Annotated in this window: 12 protein-coding genes; 4 read left to right on the top strand and 8 right to left on the bottom strand. The window is 70.0% G+C overall.

Annotated features, from left to right (window positions below; translation table 11 throughout):
* Positions 1-29: 29 nt before the first annotated feature.
* The 6 genes from JMF97_RS28985 to JMF97_RS28960 form a co-directional block, all read right to left on the bottom strand.
* Positions 30-743: a response regulator gene (locus JMF97_RS28985; protein ID WP_203224432.1), complete on the bottom strand. Its 714-nt coding sequence runs from the start codon at positions 741-743 to the stop codon at positions 30-32.
* On the bottom strand, positions 740-2,023 hold the full coding sequence (locus tag JMF97_RS28980; RefSeq protein ID WP_203224431.1) for a sensor histidine kinase: 1,284 nt from the start codon (positions 2,021-2,023) through the stop codon (positions 740-742). Before JMF97_RS28980 ends, JMF97_RS28985 begins: the two co-directional genes overlap by 4 nt.
* 92 nt (positions 2,024-2,115) lie before the next feature.
* Complete coding sequence (locus tag JMF97_RS28975; RefSeq protein WP_203224430.1) at positions 2,116-4,122, bottom strand: M48 family metallopeptidase; 2,007 nt, start codon at positions 4,120-4,122, stop codon at positions 2,116-2,118.
* Positions 4,122-4,718, bottom strand: coding sequence for a LemA family protein (locus JMF97_RS28970; RefSeq protein ID WP_203224429.1), 597 nt, complete (start codon positions 4,716-4,718; stop codon positions 4,122-4,124). The genes JMF97_RS28975 and JMF97_RS28970 overlap by 1 nt, the downstream gene beginning before the upstream one ends.
* 201 nt (positions 4,719-4,919) lie before the next feature.
* On the bottom strand, positions 4,920-5,864 hold the full coding sequence (locus JMF97_RS28965; protein ID WP_203224428.1) for a permease prefix domain 1-containing protein: 945 nt from the start codon (positions 5,862-5,864) through the stop codon (positions 4,920-4,922).
* Complete coding sequence (locus tag JMF97_RS28960) at positions 5,861-6,202, bottom strand: PadR family transcriptional regulator (RefSeq protein ID WP_013732708.1); 342 nt, start codon at positions 6,200-6,202, stop codon at positions 5,861-5,863. The genes JMF97_RS28965 and JMF97_RS28960 overlap by 4 nt, the downstream gene beginning before the upstream one ends.
* 174 nt (positions 6,203-6,376) lie before the next feature.
* Between JMF97_RS28960 and JMF97_RS28955 the strand changes: the two genes are divergently transcribed.
* The 4 genes from JMF97_RS28955 (at position 6,377) to JMF97_RS28940 (ending at position 13,946) form a co-directional block, all read left to right on the top strand.
* Positions 6,377-6,991 (top strand): acyl-CoA-like ligand-binding transcription factor, encoded by a 615-nt coding sequence (locus JMF97_RS28955; protein WP_203224427.1) that lies wholly within the window; start codon positions 6,377-6,379, stop codon positions 6,989-6,991.
* A gap of 178 nt (positions 6,992-7,169) precedes the next feature.
* The gene (locus tag JMF97_RS28950; protein WP_203224426.1) at positions 7,170-8,750 is read left to right on the top strand and encodes an MDR family MFS transporter; all 1,581 of its coding nucleotides are present in this window, start codon (positions 7,170-7,172) and stop codon (positions 8,748-8,750) included.
* A gap of 376 nt (positions 8,751-9,126) precedes the next feature.
* A complete protein-coding gene (gene dnaE, locus JMF97_RS28945) occupies positions 9,127-12,660 on the top strand; it encodes a DNA polymerase III subunit alpha (RefSeq protein ID WP_203224425.1) in 3,534 nt (1,177 codons plus the stop codon).
* Between the two features lie 248 nt (positions 12,661-12,908).
* On the top strand, positions 12,909-13,946 hold the full coding sequence (locus JMF97_RS28940; protein WP_203224424.1) for an aminotransferase class V-fold PLP-dependent enzyme: 1,038 nt from the start codon (positions 12,909-12,911) through the stop codon (positions 13,944-13,946).
* 191 nt (positions 13,947-14,137) lie between these two features.
* Here JMF97_RS28940 and JMF97_RS28935 read toward each other — a convergent pair whose 3' ends face one another.
* Positions 14,138-15,001, bottom strand: coding sequence for an SPFH domain-containing protein (locus JMF97_RS28935; protein ID WP_203224423.1), 864 nt, complete (start codon positions 14,999-15,001; stop codon positions 14,138-14,140).
* 275 nt (positions 15,002-15,276) lie between these two features.
* On the bottom strand, positions 15,277-15,867 hold the full coding sequence (locus JMF97_RS28930; RefSeq protein ID WP_203224422.1) for a hypothetical protein: 591 nt from the start codon (positions 15,865-15,867) through the stop codon (positions 15,277-15,279).
* Positions 15,868-15,949 lie beyond the last annotated feature (82 nt).

Raw genomic sequence — 15,949 nt, 5'->3', positions numbered from 1 at the left:
TCACGGCTCCTCCTCGCGGTGGAGTCCGTTCACCCGCCGGGGCGGACCACCCCCTGCTCGTAGGCGAAGACCACCGCCTGCACCCGGTCCCGCAGCTCCAACTTGGCCAGCACCCGGCTGACGTGCGACTTGACGGTCGCCTCGCCGAGGTGCAGCGCGGTGGCGATCTCGGCGTTGCTGGCACCACCGGCGACCAGGACCAGGACCTCCCGTTCCCGGGGGGTGAGGTCACGCAGGGCCGCCTGCGGATCTGCCCCGCCGGTGCTCGGCCCGCCCGGCCGGGCGAAGGTGGCGATCACCCGGCGGGTGATCTCCGGGGCGAGCAGACCGTCACCCCGGGCCACCACCCGGATCGCCTCGATCAACGCCTCCGGTGTGCCGTTCTTGAGCAGGAAGCCGCTGGCCCCGGCACGCAACGCGGCGAACAGGTAGTCGTCACGGTCGAAGGTGGTGAGGATCAGCACGGCCGGCCCCGCCTGGTCCTGCTCGGCGCGGATCCGCCGGGTCGCCTCCAACCCGTCGACGTCGGGCATCTCCACGTCCATCAGCACCACGTCCGGGCGCAGGGCGCGGGTCATGCTGACGGCCCGGTGCCCGTCGGCCGCCTCGCCGACCACCTCGATGTCGTCCTCGATCTCCAGGATCACCCGGAAACCGGTACGCACCAGGTGGTGATCGTCGGCCAGCAGCACCCGGATCGGCCGGTCGCTCCCGGACCCGGCGTCGCCCGCAGCGGCGCTCATGTCGCCCGTCCCGCCGGCACCGGCAGCGGGAACCGCACCCGTACCCGCCAGCCACCGCCGGCCCGTGGACCGACCTCCAGTTCGCCGCCGTGGGTGGCGACCCGTTCCCGCATCCCGATCAGGCCCAGGCCGTCGGCGTTCGACTCCCGGCTGCCCCGGCCGTCGTCGGTCACTTCGATCTCCACATCCTGCGTCAGATAGCGGATCCGCACGTCGAGCATCCGCGCCCCGGTGGCGTGCTTCAACACGTTGGTGACCGCCTCCTGCACGACCCGGTACGCGGCCTGGGAGACCGACTCGGGCAGCGGTGTCGGGTCACCGTACACCCCGAGGGTGGCCTGCAGGCCGGCCTCGCGTGCCCGGGTGACCACCGCCTCGACCTGCGCGATCCCGGCGACCTGCTGGGCGGCGTCGGCCGGTTCGCTGTCGCGGGCCCGCAGCACGCCGAGCATCCGGCGCAGCTCGTCCACCGCCGTGCGGGCGGACTCCTCGATGGCGCTCAGGGCGGTCCGGGCCTTGTCCGGGTCCTTGTCGAAGACCCGCCGGCAGGCAGCCGCCTGCACACCCATCACCGACACGTGGTGGGCGACCACGTCGTGCAGCTCACGGGCGATCCGGACCCGCTCGCCGACCACCGCGTGCTCGCGCGCCTCGGCCTGCGACCGGCGCAGCGCTTCGGCCTGCTCGACCAGCTCGTGCTGCCGTCGGGCGGCGATCCACGCGATCTCGCCGAAGAAGTACGCGAAACCGAGGAACAGCGCGTTGACCAGGATGCCGGTCACGATCGCCGCGATGAGCGGCGGCACCGGCCCGATCGCGTCGGCGAAGGCGTCCGGGGGCAGGCTGCTGAGGTTGATCGCGTAGGAGATCGCCAGCCACAGGAACATGGCGACGATCACGCCGACGCGTACCCGGCGGGACAGCCGGCGGTCGCGTCCCCACGCGCCGAGGGTGAAGATCGCGGCGAACAGCGCCCACTGGGAGAGCTGCCACTCGGGTACGGCCCGCACCTGCGACCCGATGAACGCGGCGGAGATGAGCAGCGTGGTGACGGCGGGGTAGCGGCGCCGCCAGATCAGCGGCAGCGGTACGGCGACAGTCCAGACGAGCTGCTCGAAACCGGACGGGGGTGGCCCGAACAGGAACGTCCCGGTGCTGTGCGCCAGGGTGAGGCTGAGCAGGGCCAGGACGGTGGCCGCCAGGCCGGCGTAGAGATCCACCCGCTGCTGCTCGGGGGTGGGTCCGGGCCGCCGCCACCCGTCGGCTGTCTCGCTGGTCACGAGGGCCAGGATGCCAGCCCGGCGACCGGTGTCCCAACCTGCGCGCAGGTGATGTCGGCCGAGCAGGTGGCTGCTCGCGGCGGGTGGTGCGGTCAGCCGATACCGGCGCCGACCATCGGCGGCAGCGGGCAGTGCAGCAGACCGCAGATCGTCCGCAGCAGTTCGATCTCGGCCACCGTCATCATCTGGTCGTGGCTGATCACCGCCACCACGGCCGCGACCAGACGCTCCTTGTCCGCCGGGCGGAGCCCGTCGAGCACCGGCCAGGCGGTCTCCAGGGCCAGCACCCCGTTCTCCGGCGGCGCGTACGCCCAGGTGGTGCCGGGCAGCAGGAGGTCGACGCCGGCCTGGAAGGCGCGTTGCGCGTCGGCGGGCTCGGTGTGCCCCACCTGGGCGAGCGTGGCCAGCAGGAAGCCCGCCGCGGAGCGGGCGTCGGTGAGCGTGCGCCGGTCGGTGCGCCAGCGCGAGTCCGGCCGCAGCGATTCCTGGATCTCGGCCAGCATCAGCCGGGACAGGCAGTACTCGGAGACGTTTATCGCGCCGTCGGCGTGGATCAGCGTGAACACCGCTGCCACGATCGACTCCAGCTCCGCTGCCGGCCGGTCACGCAGGGCCGGGAAGGTCAGCTCGGCCAGCGGCAGCACGAGCATCGGATGCAGCCCGGTGAGAGCCTGTGCCTGACCGAGCGCGGCGTCGGCCAGCTCGCGGCCGTGCTGCTGGGTCAGGGCGGCGTGCTGGTGTTGCCGGACCTGCGGCTCGGCGCTGAGCAGCAGGCCCAGCAGCAGCGGCACGGCGGTGTCGCGGTTGCGGGCCCGGTCGAGCAGCGGGGCCGGGATCTGGTCGAGCAGGGCTGCGGCGTGCTGGTAGGCGTTCTCCGTCGGTGCGGCCACCCGCCCGAGCACCTCGGTCGGCGCGAGGCGTACCCGGGTTCCCGGCACCGGCAACGGCGACGCTTCCGGGCGTACCCCACCGGCTGCCTGCGCCACCGCGGTCTGGTCGGTTGGGGTCTGGCCGGGCGCGGGTTGCGCCGGGGTGGCCGGGGCCAGGCCCAGCGCGACGTCCTCCTGCCGGCCCGACGGTGGCGCCGCCGCCCACTGCTGGGACAGCCGTTGCAGCTCGGCCGGGTCGAAGGACGGCTCCAACGCGCGGATCCGGTCGGCCAGCGGCGGGTGGGTGGCGAACCAGGAGGTCCGGGCCGCCTCGCCGAAGAGCATGTGCCCGACCTCGTCGCGCTTGGGCGACTTCAGTTCCGAGCCGTCGGCCAGACCGCCGATCTTCTTCAGCGCCCCCGCGATGCCCCGGGTCTGCCGGGTGTACTGCACGGCCGAGGCGTCGGCGAGGTACTCCCGTTGCCGCGACACCGAGGCCTGGATGAGTCGCCCGGCGAGCACGCCGACGTACCCGGCGACCAGCAGCGCCAGCCCCACCAGCAGCAGCGGGTTGACTCCACCGCCACTGTTGCCGCGTTGCCGGTTACCGCCGCTGATCAGGCCGGAACGGGACAGGCCCCGGCCGATCACGGTCAGGAACAGGATGCCGAACAGCAGGCCCATCAGCCGGATGTTGAGCCGCATGTCCCCGTTGACCACGTGGGCGAACTCGTGCGCGATGACCCCTTGCAGTTCGTCGCGGTTGAGACGCTGCAACGCGCCCCGGGTGACCGCGACGGCCGCGTCCGACGGGCCCCAACCGGCGGCGAAGGCGTTGATCGCCGTCTCCTCCGGCAGAACGTAGACCTCGGGCACCGGTACGCCGGAGGCCAGCGCCATCTCCTCCACGACGTTGCGCAGCCGGCGCAGCTCCGGGTCGGTGGTGTCCGGCGGCACCGGCACCCCGCCCAGCTCACGGGCCACCTTCCCGCCACCGCCGCGCAACGCGAGGGTACGCACCAGCGCGGCCAGCCCGATCGCCGCGACGGTCGCCACGGTCACCATGGCCACGAAGCCGGCCAGCTGCCCGGGGTCGGCGGCGGTGGCGTTGAACGCGAAGATCGCCGCGACGTTCACCACCACCACGATGCCGATCACGGCCAGCACGAACAGCAGCACCAGCCGGGTCGACAGCCGGCGTACCTGGCGCTGCCGTTCGAAGAAGTTCATCAGAAGGAGACCTGCGGGGCCTGACGCTGCTGCGGGTCGTCCGGCTCGAACAGCGCGGCCGGCCCGAACGAGAACATCCCCGCGATCAGGCTGGACGGGAAGACCTCACGCTTGTTGTTGTAGGCCATCACCGCGTCGTTGTACGCCTGCCGGGCGAAGGCGACCCGGTTCTCCGTCGAGGTCAACTCCTCCGACAGCTGCATCATGTTCTGGTTGGCCTTCAGGTCCGGGTACGCCTCGGAGAGCGCGAACAGCCGACCCAGCGTGGCGGTGAGCGCGTTCTCCGCGCCGCTGAGCTGCTGCATCGCCGCCGGGTCGCCCGGCGCTGCGGCGGCCGTGGCCTGCGCGTTGACCGCCGCGTTGCGGGCCTTGATCACCGCCTCCAGGGTCTCCCGCTCGTGCTTGAGGTAACCCTTGGCGGTCTCCACCAGGTTGGGGATCAGATCGTGCCGGCGTACCAGCTGCACGTCGATCTGGGCGAAGGCGTTGCGGTACGTGTTGCGGGCCCGAACCAACCCGTTGTAGATCGACACCCCGAAACCGAGCACCGCCACGACGATCAGGACCAGGCACACCAAACCGATGATCAATTCCACGGCAACTCCCAGGTCCGCACCAGTTCCGTCAACCCCACCCTACTGACGCCCCACCACCCCCGCCCCCCACCCGACCGCCGCCCTCGCAGCGTTGATCAGCGCCCACAGCAACCGCCCCTGCAGCGTTGATCATGAGGTTGGCGGCGGTGGTGGATCTCCACGTTGCCGTCAACCTCATGATCAACAGAGCTGGGGCGGGGGTCAGGAGGTGGCGCGGCGGGCCTTGAGGGCGCTGTCGGTGATGTCCCAGAGGGTGGTGGCGACGATGACCACGATGCTGATCTGGGCGACGGTGTCGATGCCGCCCTCGCGCAGCCAGGTGAAGCGGGCTACGAACTCGGGGTTGAACAGCTTGTCGTTGGACAGCAGCCAGATCACCGGCGCCGCGTACGCCAGGTTGAGGACGGCGTTGACGGCGACCAGCGGCCAGGTCCACCGGCGGGCCCGGTACTTGGCGACCTCCAGTCCGATGGTGGCGACCAGGACGACGAGCAGCGCCGGCAGCCAGAAGCTCCAGAGCGCGGGGTCGAGGATCGGCAACCGGTCGCCGTCGCCGACGACCGTCTGGAAGTGCTGCCACGGCAGGGCGGCGATGAACAGGACCAGGAACACGATCGAGGCGCACACGTCGGTGAGGCTGACGTCCCGCTCGACGGGCTCGTCGGGGAGCTGGTCGACGCTCCACTGTGGCTGGTTGAGCGGGGTGCCCACCCGCTCCATGACCGCGAAGATCAGGGTCACCCAGAAGGCGATCTGCACCGCGACGTTGAACGCCGCGACGATGCCCTTGCCGATCGCGCCGCCGGCGTTGTCGGAGACGGTGGCCTCCAGCACACCCATCAGCACGCCGATGATGGCCGGGATGGTGCTCAGCAGTCCGATCATCAGCCGTTGCCAGGCCAGGTAGTACGTCGGGCCGATGAGTTGCAGTCGTCGGTCGGCGTACCGGGCGGCGAGCTCGGCGGGGTTGCCCAGCTCGGTGAGCACCTCGCGCTCGGCCGTCGCGGCGTCGACCCCTTCGGCCGTCCGGCCGTCGACCATGTCGGCGATCGAGGCGCGCAGTTCGTCGGCGATCTCCTCGCGGCGCGCCGTCGGCACCGAGCGCAGGGTGGCGGCGAGGTATCTGTCGGTCAGGGAGGTCGTCATCGGGGGGCTCCTTCGATCAGGGCGGTCAGAGAGGTCTGCACGGCGGCGAGGTCGGTGAGCAGGCGGTCCAGCACCTGCTCGCCCGCCTCGCTGGTGCGGTAGAACTTGCGCGGCCGGCTTTCCTCGGTGTTCCACTCGCTGGTCAGCAGCCCCTGCTCCTCGAGCCGGCGCAACAGCGGGTAGAGGGTGTTGGCGTCCACCGGAAAGCCGTGCCCGGTGAGCCGTTGCAGCAGCGCGTACCCGTAGCCGGGTTGGCGCAGCGCCACCAGGCTGGCCACCACCACCGTCCCCCGGCGTAACTCCTGCAGATGCGTCCGCAACACGTCGTCACTGCCCATGCGTCACACCATACTGTGTGGCACACACTGTTGTCCAGCCAGCAATGATGGTGGTCGGCCATTGGTGTTAGACCGCCAATGGTGTCGGTCGCCCGATATGGTGTCAGTCAGGGAAATTCGTGTCACACGCTAAAACTTTGCAGCGAGTGCACCTTTGGCTCTACGGTTTCTGCCGTGCAGGTGGACGAGCTGACGACGCTGGGGCGGCGGGACCGCAAGAAGCGGCAGACCCGGGCCGCCCTGGCCACCGCCGCGCTGCGGCTGGTCGCCGAGCGTGGCCTCGACCAGGTGACGGTCGAGGACATCAGCGAGGCGGCGGACGTGTCCACCCGGACCTTCTTCAACTACTTCCCGACCAAGGACGACGCCCTGGTGGGCGACAGCGAGGGCGACCGCGAGCGGGTGCTGCGGGCGCTGGCCGCCGTACCCGCCGAGCAGCCCGCGCTGGAGGCGCTGCGCCGCGCCTTCATCGGGGCCGTCGAGGAGGCACAGGGCGACGCCGAACTGTGGCAGCTGCGGTTGCGGGTGGTGACCCAGCACCCGGTGCTGCTGGGCCGCCTGGTCACCGGCAACGCCACCACCGAACGGGCCCTCGTCGAGGCGATCGCCGCGCGTACCGGACTGCCGGCCGACGACGCGTACCCGGCGCTGGTCGTGGCGGTCGCGGGCGCTGCCCTGCGTGCCGCGATGATCCGGTGGGCGACCGGCGATGCCCACCGCCTGGCCGCGCTGCTGGACGAGTCGTTCGCCACCGTCGCCGCCGGCCTGCCCGACCCCCGCACCGGCTGACCACCGGGCCCGCCGCACCTGCCGCCTGCCGGGCCGGCCGCCTACCGAGCCCGTCACCCACCGAATCCGCCGCCTGCCGAGCCTGGCTTCTGCCGAGCCTGGCCGCGGCACCCAGACCAGGACCACATCTCCGGCGCGACCGCGTCGAGGACTGAACCATGCGTGAGGAAGAAGTGTCATGACGACTGCGATCGAGCCGGTCGACGCCGCAGGGGCGGACGACGGCCGGATGTCCCGCCGGGAGATCCTCCAAGCCCTCTCCGGGCTGATGGTGGGAATGTTCGTGGCGATCCTCGCCTCGACGGTGGTCGCGAACGCGCTGCCGCGCATCATCGCCGACCTCAACGGCAGCCAGACCGTCTACACCTGGATCGTCACCAGCGAACTGCTGGCCATGACCGCCACCGTGCCGTTGTGGGGCAAGATGGCCGACCTCTACAGCAAGAAGCTGCTGATCCAGCTCTCCCTCGGGCTGTTCGTGCTCGGCTCGCTGGTCGCCGGTCTCACCCCGAATGTCGAGGTGCTGCTGGTCAGCCGGGTGATCCAGGGCATCGGCGCGGGTGGCATGACCGCCCTGGCGATGATCGTGATGGCGGCCATGATCCCGCCGCGTGAGCTGGGCCGCTACGCCGGCATCTTCGGCGCGGTGTTCGGTGTCGGCACCATCGCCGGCCCGCTGATCGGCGGCGTCCTCGTGGACACCTCGTGGCTGGGCTGGCGCTGGTGCTTCCTGATCGGGGTGCCGTTCAGTTTCCTCTCGATCTTCCTGCTCCAGCGCACCCTGCACCTGCCGATCATCCGCCGCAAGGCCCGCATCGACTGGGCCGGCGCGGCCCTGATCACCGCCGGTGTGAGCACCCTGCTGATCTGGTCCTCGCTGGCCGGGCACAAGTTCGCCTGGGCCTCCGGCTGGACCGCGCTGATGGTCGTCGGTGGCCTGACGCTGCTGGTGGTGGCCGTCTGGGTCGAGTCCCGCGCCGCCGAGCCGATCATTCCGCTGGAGATCTTCCGCAGCCGTACGGTCACGCTGACCACCGTCGCCAGCATGCTGGTCGGCGTCGCCCTGTTCGGCGGGACGGTCTTCCTGTCCCAGTACTTCCAGACCTCCCTGGGCAAGTCGCCGACCATCGCCGGCCTGATGAGCCTGCCGATGATCCTCGGTCTGCTGGTCTCCTCCACGATCGCCGGCCAGCTCATCACGAAGTACGGTCGCTGGAAGGCGTATCTGGTGGCCGGGGCCGCCGTCATGGTCGCCGCGATGCTGCTGCTGTCGACCATCGACATCGACACCCCGCTGCCGCTGCTGTTCAGCTACATGGCGCTGCTCGGCATCGGGGTCGGCATGCTCATGCAGAACCTGGTGCTGGCGGCACAGAACGACGTACCCGCCCACGAACTGGGTGCCGCCACCTCGGTGCTCACCTTCTTCCGCAGCATGGGCGGCGCGATCGGCGTCAGCGCCCTCGGCGCGGTGCTGGCCAACCGGGTCACCGGCCTGATGACCGCGCAACTCGGACCGGCCGCCGGTGCCACCGACGGCGGCACCACCGAGGTACCAGACCTGTCCACCCTGCCCGAGCCGGTGCTACGGATCGTGCAGAACGCGTACGCCACCGCCACCTCGGAGCTGTTCCTGATCGGCGCGCCGATCGCGTTCCTCGCCCTGCTGGCGGTGCTGTTCATCCGGGAGAAGCCGCTGCACACCCTCAGCGGCGACGAGCGGGCCCGCCAAGAGGCGAACCTGCCCATCGCACACTGACGCCGAGGCCGGGCGGCCCCCGTACCCGACGGGAGCCGCCCGAGTTCCTACCTCCCTCGTCTCCCCACCAGTCCGCCCACCCTTGACCACCCCGCGATCTTGCACTTTTGGTCGCTGATTTGTGGCTTATGAACAGTTGTGCGGCGACCGAAAGTGCAAGATCGCCGCGCCGGGGTCGGTCGGGCCGCGCTGTGCCGGGTCGGGGTCGGGTCGGGGTAGGGCGGCTGCGCCGAACACGGCCAGCGTCGCTGGCCGGTGACTCTGTGTGATGGTTCGAGTGGTCTGCGGTACGCCTCTGCGCGCCGCGCGAAAGGCCCTTCGGTGGCGGGATAGGGTGGGCCGACCGACTCGATCATCCGACCCGGGGGGCCTTCGCATGGGCGATTCGTTCGCGCATCTGCACGTGCACACGGAGTACTCGATGCTCGACGGAGCGGCCCGGCTCAAGGACCTGTTCGCCGAGGTCAAGCGGCAGGGAATGCCGGCGGTCGCGATGACCGACCACGGCAACATGCACGGCGCGAACGACTTCTACAAGCAGGCCATGGCCGCCGGGGTGACGCCGATCCTGGGCGTGGAGGCGTACGTGGCGCCGGAGTCGCGCTTCCACAAGCAGCGGGTCAAGTGGGGCCGCCCGGAGCAGAAGAGCGACGACGTCTCCGGTAACGGAGCGATCACCCACATGACCATGTGGGCGCAGAACAAGAACGGCCTGCACAACCTGTTCAAGCTGAACTCGCGCGCCTCCATGGAGGGCCACTACATCAAGTGGCCACGGATGGACATGGAGTTGATCGCCGAGTACGCCGAGGGGATCATGGCGACCACCGGTTGCCCGTCCGGCGCGGTGCAGACCCGCATCCGGCTCGGCCAGATGGACGAGGCGCTCAAGGTCGCCGGGGCGTACCAGGACATCTTCGGCAAGGAGAACTACTTCCTGGAGCTGATGGACCACGGCCTGGACATCGAGAAGCGGGTCCGGGACGGGCTCATCGAGATCGGTCGCAAGCTCAACATCCCGCCGGTGGTCACCAACGACTCGCACTACACCCGCGAGGAGCAGGCCGAGGCGCACGACGTGCTGCTCTGCGTGCAGACGGCCAGCAACATCAACGACCCCAACCGGTTCCGCCTGGAGGGCGGCGGCTACTACATCAAGTCGGCCGACCAGATGCGCGAGGTCAACTCCTCGGAGCTCTGGCTGGAGGGTTGCCGCAACACGCTGCTGGTGGCCGAGAAGGTCGACCCGGCGGGCATGTTCGAGTTCCACAACCTGATGCCGCGTTTCCCGGTGCCCGAGGGGGAGACCGAGGAGTCGTGGTTCCGCAAGGAGACCTTCGCCGGCCTGGCCCGCCGCTTCCCGAACGGCATCCCCGAGGGGCACGTGGTGCAGGCCGAGTACGAACTCGGCGTCATCATCCAGATGGGTTTCCCGTCGTACTTCCTCGTGGTCGCCGACTTCATCCAGTGGGCAAAGAACCAGGGCATCGCCGTCGGTCCGGGCCGTGGCTCGGCGGCCGGTTCCCTGGTCGCGTACGCCCTGGGCATCACGGACCTGGACCCGATCCCGCACGGGCTGATCTTCGAGCGGTTCCTGAACCCCGAGCGGGTCTCCATGCCGGATGTCGACATCGACTTCGACGAGCGTCGGCGCGGTGAGGTGATCAAGTACGTCACCGACAAGTGGGGTGAGGACAAGGTCGCCCAGATCGCCACCTTCGGCACCATCAAGGCCAAGGCCGCGATCAAGGACTCGGCCCGGGTGCTCGGCTACCCGTACGCGGTCGGTGACCGGATCACCAAGGCCATGCCGCCGGCGGTGATGGGCAAGGACATTCCCCTCGAAGGCATCTTCGACCCGAAGCATCCGCGCTACGCCGAGGCCGGCGAGATCCGCGGCATGTACGAGTCGGAGGCCGACGTCAAGAAGGTCATCGACACCGCGCGGGGCATCGAGGGGCTGATCCGGCAGACCGGTGTGCACGCCGCCGGCGTCATCATGTCCGCCGAGCCGATCATCGACCACATCCCGCTGATGCGCCGGGACTCCGACGGGGTGATCATCACCCAGTTCGACTACCCGACGTGCGAGTCGCTCGGGCTGTTGAAGATGGACTTCCTCGGCCTGCGGAACCTGACCATCATCGACGACGCGGTGAAGAACATCCAGCTCAACCACGGCAAGGAGCTGGACCTGCTGGGTCTGCCGCTGGACGACAAGGGCGCGTACGAACTGCTGGCCCGAGGCGACACCCTGGGCGTGTTCCAGCTCGACGGCGGGCCGATGCGGTCGCTGCTGCGGATGATGAAGCCGGACAACTTCGAGGACATCTCCGCCGTCCTCGCGTTGTACCGGCCCGGCCCGATGGGCGTGGACTCGCACACCAACTACGCGCTGCGCAAGAACGGCCTCCAGGAGATCACTCCGATCCACCCGGAGTTGGAGGAGCCGCTCAAGGAGATCCTCGCCCCCACCTACGGCCTGATCGTCTACCAGGAGCAGGTGCAGCGCGCCGCGCAGATCCTCGCCGGCTACACGCTGGGTCAGGCCGACCTGCTGCGCCGGGCGATGGGCAAGAAGAAGAAGGAGATCCTGGACAAGGAGTTCATCCCGTTCCGGGACGGCTGCCGTGAACGCGGCTACTCCGACGACGCCATCCAGAAGGTCTGGGACGTGCTGGTCCCGTTCGCCGGGTACGCCTTCAACAAGGCGCACTCCGCCGCGTACGGGCTGGTGTCGTACTGGACGGCGTACCTGAAGGCGCACTACCCGGCCGAGTACATGGCGGCGCTGCTCACCTCGGTCGGCGACGACAAGGACAAGATGGCGCTCTACCTGTCGGAGTGCCGCCGGATGGGCATCCAGGTGCTGCCGCCGGACGTGAACACCTCAGCCGGTCCGTTCACCCCGGTCGGCAAGGAGATCCGCTTCGGTCTCGGCGCGATCCGCAACGTCGGCGCGAACGTGGTCACCTCGATCATGCGGTGCCGGGAGGAGAAGGGCGCGTACGCCGACTTCTACGACTTCCTGTCCAAGGTGGACGCGGTGGTCTGCAACAAGAAGACCATCGAATCGCTGATCAAGGCCGGCGCGTTCGACTCGATGGGGCACTCCCGCAAGGGCCTGCTCACCGTGCACGCCGACGCCATCGACGCGTACGCCGACGTCAAGCGCAAGGAGGCCGTCGGCCAGTACGACCTGTTCGGTGCGGGCTTCGGCGAAGCCGAGGTCGCCACCAACACCACGGTCATGCCGACCATCGGCGACGCGGAGTGGGACAAGCGCGACAAGCTGGCCTTCGAGCGCGAGATGCTCGGCCTGTACGTCTCCGACCACCCGCTGTTCGGCCTGGAGCACATCCTCGGCGCGTCCGCCGACTGCACCATCTCCGCCCTGTCCGAGGAGGGCACCGTGCCCGACGGTGCGGTGGTCACCCTCGCCGGGATCCTCTCCGGCGTGCAGCGGCGGGTCACCAAGCAGGGCCGGGCGTGGGCCTCGGCCACCCTGGAGGACCTCGCCGGCGGGGTGGAGACACTGTTCTTCCCGAACACCTACGAGGTGATCGGCCAGTACATCGCCGAGGACGCGATCGTGGTGGTCAAGGGTCGGGTGGACCGGCGCGACGACATCCCCCGCATCATGGCGATGGACATGTCCCTGCCCGACATCTCCACCAGCACGACCAACAAGGCGGTCACCCTCACCATCCCGGTGACCCGGTGTACTCCGCCGCTGGTGGAGCGGCTCAAGGAGACGCTGGTGCTGCACCCGGGCGACGCCGAGGTGCACGTCAAGCTGCTCAACGGCAGCCGGACCACCCTCCTGCGGCTCGGCCCGGTCCGGGTGGCGGCGACCACCGCCCTGATGGCCGACCTCAAGAGCGTCCTAGGCCCCGCCAACGTCAGCTGACCCGCCCGGCGGTTGCGCACCGCTCGGTGGCTGGGCGCCGTTTCGGCGATGTGGCGGTCACCAGCCGGTCGGGACGCCGCCACTACGCCGAAACGGTGTCGATCTTCGTCAGGGTCGACAGGCTGGGCGGTGGTGTCGGTCCTCGCCGGCGTCGAGGGTCGGGGTGGCGGTGGGCTCCGGGGGCGAGAGCCAGGGGGTGCGGATTGGCGCTGCTCACCCGCCGGGACCGGCGACTAGCGTCGGTCGGCGTGGAGCTTGAGCAGGCACAGAAGCTGTGGCAACCGCATCCCGGGTGGCTGAACACCGCCAGCTACGGTCTACCGCCCGACCCGGCCTGGGACGCGTTGCAGGAGGCGCTCGCCGGGTGGCGGGCAGGAACCGCCTCCTGGGAAAGCTGGAGCATGGCGACCGACCGGTCGCGGGCGGCCTTCGCCCAGCTCACCGGGGTGCCGGTGGCCGACGTCGCGGTCGGCGTCAACGTCTCGCAGCTGCTGGCACCGATCGCCGCCGCCCTGCCCGCCGGCGCCCGGGTGGTCGTACCCGAGGTGGAGTTCACCTCCAACCTCTTCCCCTGGCTGGTGCAGCGGGAACGCGGCGTCGAGGTACGCACGGTGCCCCTGGCCGACCTGGCCACCTCGATCGACGCGGGCACCGACCTGGTGGCGTTCAGCCTGGTGCAGTCCGCCAACGGCGCGGTGGCCGCGTACGACGAGATCGTCGCGGCGGCTCGGGCGCACGGTGCGCTGGTCGCGGTCGACGCCACCCAGGCCTGCGGTTGGCTGCCGTTCGACGCGGCCCGCGCCGACGCGGTGGTGGTCGGCGGCTACAAGTGGCTGATGGGGCCGCGCGGCACTGCCTTCGCCTACCTCGCGCCGCAGCTGCGGGATCGGCTGCGCCCGGACGCCGCCGGTTGGTACGCCGGCCAGGACCCGCACGGCTCCTACTACGGTCCACCGCTGCGGCTGGCCGACGACGCCCGCCGGTTCGACATCTCACCGGCCTGGTTCAGTTGGGTCGGTGCGGCCCCGACACTGGAGTTGCTGCTGGAGATCGGGGTGTCGGCGGTGCACGCGCACGACGTGGCGCTGGCCAACCGGTTCCTCACCGGGCTGGGTCAGCCGCCGGGCGACAGCGCGATCGTCACCGTCCAGGTGGCAGGCGCGCAGAAGAAGCTCGAACGGGCCGGTGTCCGGGCGGCGGTCCGCGCCGGCAACGTCCGCGCCTCCTTCCACCTGTACTCGACCCAGCACGACGTCGACCTCGCCCTGGACGCCTTGACCAGCTGATCACACACGCCCTCGCCGGACTGCCCGCACGACTCATCACCGCCCGGCCCGGTCACCGCCTGATTCGGTGGCCGTCCGGTCCGGTGGCCGTCCGGTCCGGTGGCCGTCCGGTCCGGTCGCCGTCCGGTTCGGTGGGCCGTCCGGTCCGGTCGCCGTCCGGTTCGGTGGGCCGTCCGGCGAGGGGTGTCAGCTCACTTCGCGGTGCCGGTGACGATGCCGGGGTTGATGCACAGGCCCGGCGAGCTGCCGTTCTTCTCGGCGATCTCCAGGCAGCGGGTCACCTTGTCGACCTTGGCGTTGGTCTCGGTGATCTCCTTCTGGATCTCGGCGTTGCGGCGGTCCTGTTCGAGGTTGCGGGTCTGGGCCAGCTTGTCCTGAAAGGCCTTGATGTTGCCCTCGGTCTTGTCGTCGTGGTTGACCCGGGTGATGGTCACCGACAGGATGTCGACGTCGCTGCCCAGCCGGCCCTCGGCGCTGGACTTGATGCTCTCGGCGAACGGCTTGAGGTCGACGTTCAGGTTGCCGGTCTTCGCGTCGATGCGCTCCAGCGGGTTGTAGGAGGCGAAGGCGTCGTTGACCGCGCTGTCGAGCTGCACACCGACCCGCTGACCGCGGAAGCTGTCGAAGTCGCCCTTGTAATCCATGAACTGCTGCGGCGCGTTCTCCGGCTGGACCTGCCACTCGATCAGCACCTCGACGCAGGCGTCGGCGAGCGTGCCGGTACGCACCCGTACGCAGGCGTCGCTGCCGATGTGGTCGTACTTCTGCCGGCCGGCGTCCCATTCGCCGACCCGCTGCCACGGCGCGACCCACTTCAGGCCGGAGCCGGTGACCTCACCGGTCGGCTTGCCGAAGCTGGTGACGATCCCGACCGAGCGGATCGGTACCGAGTGGGCGCTCGACGCGACGGTGAGCAGGAGCGTCGCGACCAGTGCGGAGACCGCCGTCAGGGCGCCGACCTGTCGTACGCTCCGGTGTCCGCCGAGCAGTGCGACGGCGACGGCGACGGCCGCGATGACCGCGCCGACGATCGCAAGGATGAAGCCGATGGGCATGGGTTACGTACCTTCCGGAGCGACCTGCTGAGCGGATCATCAACCTATCGGCCCTGCGCAAGCCCCCTTCGGAACCCCCGCCTGCACGCCGCCACCCGCTCGTGTTGCAGACGCCCGTCGGGCAGCAGGCCATCGTGCGGACGGTTGTGCGGAGGGCCGTCGTGCGGAAGGTGAAGACACCGATGGCCGGCACCCGGATGCGGGTGCCGGCCATCGGCTTCTTGTTCCCCCTGTACGAGGAAGGTCATTCCCCCTGTACGAGGAAGGTCTTCGGGTCAGCTGTTCCAGTGTTCGGCGACGAGGTCGGCGGCCTGCTGCTCCCACTGGGCGTAGTGGAAGGGGTAGGCGGAGACCTGGACGGTCTGGGCGGCTTCGGTCAGGGGCATGTTCTGCCAGCCGTCGACCTGCTTGAGGCCCTTCAGGAACGCGGTGGTCGAGTACTCGGGGTCGGTGATCTGCTCCACCGTGCCCCAGCCACTGGACGGACGCTGCTGGAACAGGCCCTGGGAGTCGTGGTCGTTACGGTCGCCGAGGTGGCCGAGGTTCTCCAGCTTCGACTCCTGCAACGCGGTAGCGATCGACACGACCGCGGCACGCTCGTCCATACCGGCCTTCTTCGTGGCGGCGATGATGGCCTTGGTGTTGGCGGTCTGTTCGTCGTTGAGGTCGATGTGGGACTGGTTGCCCTGGACGCCGTGGGGGATGAGCTTGGTGGTGTCGGGCTTGGTGGCCTGCGCGACGGCGGTGGTGGTGGTGTTCGTGGTGGTGGTGTCGGTGGTGGCGTGGTTGAGCGGTCCGGCGGCGAGACCGCCGGCGACGGTGAGGCCGGCGATGGCGAGGACGCTCTTACGCAGCATGGTGTTCATGATCAAAGCTCCATTCGGGGGTGATGTCCGCGCGGGGGATGGGCGCGGGGAGGTGCGCGCCGGCAAGGGCGCGGAGGATCAG

The organism is Micromonospora fiedleri (assembly GCF_016774385.1).
GTDB lineage: Bacteria > Actinomycetota > Actinomycetes > Mycobacteriales > Micromonosporaceae > Micromonospora > Micromonospora gifhornensis.
This window is presented reverse-complemented; position numbering and strand designations above follow the sequence as displayed.

What these genes read in the sequence shown, in the direction of transcription:
- JMF97_RS28985 (WP_203224432.1), bottom strand. Translation starts at nt 743, where the DNA reads ATGAGCGCCGCTGCGGGCGACGCCGGGTCCGGGAGCGACCGGCCGATC.
- JMF97_RS28975 (WP_203224430.1), bottom strand. Translation starts at nt 4,122, where the DNA reads ATGAACTTCTTCGAACGGCAGCGCCAGGTACGCCGGCTGTCGACCCGG.
- JMF97_RS28965 (WP_203224428.1), bottom strand. Translation starts at nt 5,864, where the DNA reads ATGACGACCTCCCTGACCGACAGATACCTCGCCGCCACCCTGCGCTCG.
- JMF97_RS28930 (WP_203224422.1), bottom strand. Translation starts at nt 15,867, where the DNA reads ATGAACACCATGCTGCGTAAGAGCGTCCTCGCCATCGCCGGCCTCACC.
- JMF97_RS28950 (WP_203224426.1), top strand. Translation starts at nt 7,170, where the DNA reads ATGACGACTGCGATCGAGCCGGTCGACGCCGCAGGGGCGGACGACGGC.
- JMF97_RS28960 (WP_013732708.1), bottom strand. Translation starts at nt 6,202, where the DNA reads ATGGGCAGTGACGACGTGTTGCGGACGCATCTGCAGGAGTTACGCCGG.
- JMF97_RS28935 (WP_203224423.1), bottom strand. Translation starts at nt 15,001, where the DNA reads ATGCCCATCGGCTTCATCCTTGCGATCGTCGGCGCGGTCATCGCGGCC.
- dnaE (WP_203224425.1), top strand. Translation starts at nt 9,127, where the DNA reads ATGGGCGATTCGTTCGCGCATCTGCACGTGCACACGGAGTACTCGATG.